This window comes from uncultured Corynebacterium sp. (assembly GCF_902782855.1).
GTDB lineage: Bacteria > Actinomycetota > Actinomycetes > Mycobacteriales > Mycobacteriaceae > Corynebacterium.
In genome coordinates this window covers 1-3,288 of the sequence record NZ_CACZOO010000183.1, presented here as the reverse complement: position 1 = coordinate 3,288, position 3,288 = coordinate 1, and the positions used below count along the sequence as shown (strand labels likewise).

Below are 3,288 nucleotides of genomic sequence, written 5' to 3'. Positions count from 1 at the left end.
CAGCGCGGGTGAAGGCCTCGTCACGCAGGAGGACGGGGATGTCGGAGACCGCCGCGGCGACCGACCCGTCGGCGTCGTCAGCCCTGACCTGCTGCTTGTAGGCCACTCCGCGGTCGGCGTCCACCACGAGGCGGACGAAGAGGTCATGCAGCCGCGACTCGATGACCTGCTGGTTGTCCAGCAGCACCGTCCAGTCGGCGGGATGCTTCTCCGCGCTGAGGAACCGGCGCTGCAGCAGGCGCACCAGCACCCGCCGAACCTCGGGATCGAGGACGCCGCGGTCGCCGGCGAAGCACCCGTCACGGTCCTCCTCCATGGCGACCGGGGTGACGAACGGGTCAGTCATCGGTGTTCTCCTGTCGTGTGGTTGCGGTGGTGGACGCGGTGGTGGACGCGGTGACGTCGCCGAAGGCGAAACGGCGGACTGTCCCGTCAGGACGCCGCGCCTCGACGGTGGCGACTCCCCCGCTCTCGACCATGCCGTTGCGGTGGGCGATCTCCAGCAGCCCGAGCAGGTCGACGGGCCTTCTGGTGGACGCGGCGAGGTGGGTGAAGGCCTCGGCGAGGTCGAAGTCGGTATCCTCACGCGATGCCCGGGTCGCTATGTAATTCTCCAGGTCCCCGTAGCGGGGCCCGCCCCAGTCCCTGCCCTCGGTCCCGTCGAACTCCGGGGCGTCCGGGGACGCGTGCAGCGGTTCGGGCGTCGCCGCGGGGCGCAGGTCGTTGAGTGTGCGACGCAGTGCACCGGCTTTCGTCGCCGGGAGACTGCGCACCGGGTCGACCCGGTCACCGCGGGAGGACTGCGGGATCCACGCCTGCAGTCCGGACATCACGGTGCGCAACAGGTCGTCGACCTCCCGGTCACGGACCGGATCATGCGTCCTGACCTGGGCGGTGATCACGTGGGACGCCCTGCGTTGGGCAGTGAGCACCTCGGCGACACCCTGTTCGACGCGGTGGGCGACGGCGAGGAGGTCGTGCTGCTGCGACACCGGGAGATGCCTCGCGAACGGCTGGGCCAGCAGGCTCTGCAGCTGATCGGTGAGCCGGTCGATGTGCTCGGGTTGCCCGATGAGGTCCAGAGCGCCGGCGAAGGCGCGTCCCTCCGGGGTGGCGTCCATGACATGCTGGCCACGGTGCAGGTACTCCCGCAGCACCTCCCCGGCAGGACGCACGTCCCGGCGCAGGTCGGCGACGACATCACGCTGCATGTCGTTGATGGACTCGGCCACCCGGACGAAATCGGCGGGTAGTTCGCGGGAGAGATGCAGGACGTTCTCCGCCTCCTCCAGCAGCTGGTCATCGTCGACCGGGTCAACCTCACCGGCGTCCAGCCTGGCGATCCTCGCATCCAGGGCGTCCCGCTCCGCCAACAGGGTCGCGCGGCGGGCGGCGGGGTCGGTTTCGGAATCCACGACAAGCTGGTCGATGGAGTCGAGCAGGGTCCGCATCCGGGAGCGGGAGACGCGGACCCGTCCGCCGGCGCGTCCGGCGATCTCCAGCGCGCTGACCGCCTGGGCGGACAGGCGGTAGACCTCGGTGCCGGTGCCCGAGCTGTCGTCGATGTGCGGGACCAGCCACCCGACCCGCACCCAGTAGCGGCAGATCTCGCGGCCGGTGCCGACCGGGAGGTGAGCTTCCCCGGACGCACGCAGGGCCTCGGCGATGTCACCGACCTCGACGTGGGCGTCCGCCACGGTGACGGTGGGACGCTCGGCGGTGAAGACGAGGGACAGGGTGGCGATCACGAAGGGTGCGTAGCGTCCGTGGAGCAGGTCGAGGGTGGGGTTGCGGAAGGCCGCCGAGGCGTGGCGGTAGGCGGCTTCGGCACGTGGGTTCGTCATCGTCGTCTGAGGCTAGCACCCCGCGCCCGCTCCACGACGAAGGCTCCGAAGGCCGAACCGGTGCCCAGGGCGACACAGATCGTCGCCGCCGTGAGGAACTGGGCGGTACCGGAGGCCCCGCCCATCTGCAGCAGGATCCCGGACACCACGGAGATGCCCGGCAGCAGCGCACCGGTGATCCCCATCAACGCGAAGACGTGCTGCGGATAGCCGGTGCGGGACGCCATGACCACGCTCACCGCGCCGAGGACGATCGCTGCCACGGAGTTGCCCCACAGGATGTCCAGTCCGAACCCGGTGAGCAGCAGTTGGTTCACCCCGCCGGTGATCAGTCCGATGAGTGCGGCGGGGATGACGAGTCTCAGCCAGCCACCGTTGGCCAGGGCGTTGCCGACCGCGCCGAGAGCGGAGAACACCAGCGCGAGGTACCACGGCAGACCCGGCAGTTCCTCCAGCAGCGGGTGCTCCATGTGCAGGATCTCGCCGAGGGTGAAGGTCAGTGCGCCGCCGACGGTGATACCCAGACCGGTGACCGCCACGCTGCCGGCCCTGGTCACTGCGGAGAGGTAGTCGGACTCGATGATGTCGTTCATCGCGCCGATGATCTGCGGTAGCGGGATGAGCAGCAGCCAGTTCACGGCGATGGCGGCTGCCGCGCCCACCGGGTCGACGATGTCGAGTTTCACCAGGGCGGTTGCCGCGGCCCCGGCGATGGTGGACTGCGCGGCGATGGTGAAGACCTGGGGCATGTTGTAGCGGCCCAGGAGTTGACCGGCGACTGCGGTAACCACCTGGACGACGCTGGCGGTGACCCAGGCCTGCCATGCGACCCCGACCTGCATGGCGATGACGAAGGCGAGCAGTGTGGTGCCGATGGTCACCGCCCACCAGGGGGTGGCGGAGGCGCGGAGGTTCCGGACGTGGTCACGGAGGTCGTCGAGATCGGTGACCGGGGCGGCGCAGCCCCCTGGGGCGGCTGTTTCCGCGGTGTCCTCGGCGATGGATTCGGCGAGCTGGTACAGCCGCCGGGAACGGGTGCAGTCGATGAGGTCGAGGGCCTCTGCGGCGGTGGTGACGGTGACGTTGCCGCCGTCGGGCAGGTGCGCCTCGACGATGACGACGCGGCCGACCGTAGTGAAGTTGAAGCCCTCGAGACCGAGGGCAGCGGCGTCCCTCCGGAGGGTCTCGCCGGTCCGTGACCCGGTCTGGCCGGATTCCAGGAACCCACAGCCGAGGTCGGCGAGAAAGCCGAGGCGGTCGCGGATCCGCGTGGTGGTGAGCGCGGACGGGGTCGGGGAGTCCATGAACCGGGATTCTAGTGTGCGGGTTCCGCCGGGTCAGCAGGCCCGCTGCACCTACCGGATGACGGTGCGGACGGTCTGCGGTTCCTCCCCCATGAACTGCCGGCGGAAGTAGTCCTTGACCACCTCACGCCTGGACCTCT

General features: G+C 69.9%; 3 protein-coding genes. All 3 read right to left on the bottom strand.

All coding sequences use genetic code 11. The annotated features are described in order from the left end of the window. Positions 1–346 (bottom strand): DUF4194 domain-containing protein (locus QZV72_RS08140; RefSeq protein ID WP_297007130.1); only part of this gene is annotated, 346 nt, incomplete at its 3' end. After that, positions 339–1,844: a DUF3375 domain-containing protein gene (locus QZV72_RS08135; RefSeq protein WP_297007127.1), complete on the bottom strand. Its 1,506-nt coding sequence runs from the start codon at positions 1,842–1,844 to the stop codon at positions 339–341. The genes QZV72_RS08140 and QZV72_RS08135, both read right to left, overlap by 8 nt. After that, positions 1,841–3,148 (bottom strand): threonine/serine exporter family protein, encoded by a 1,308-nt coding sequence (locus QZV72_RS08130; RefSeq protein ID WP_297007125.1) that lies wholly within the window; start codon positions 3,146–3,148, stop codon positions 1,841–1,843. Before QZV72_RS08130 ends, QZV72_RS08135 begins: the two co-directional genes overlap by 4 nt. Positions 3,149–3,288: the final 140 nt, after the last annotated feature.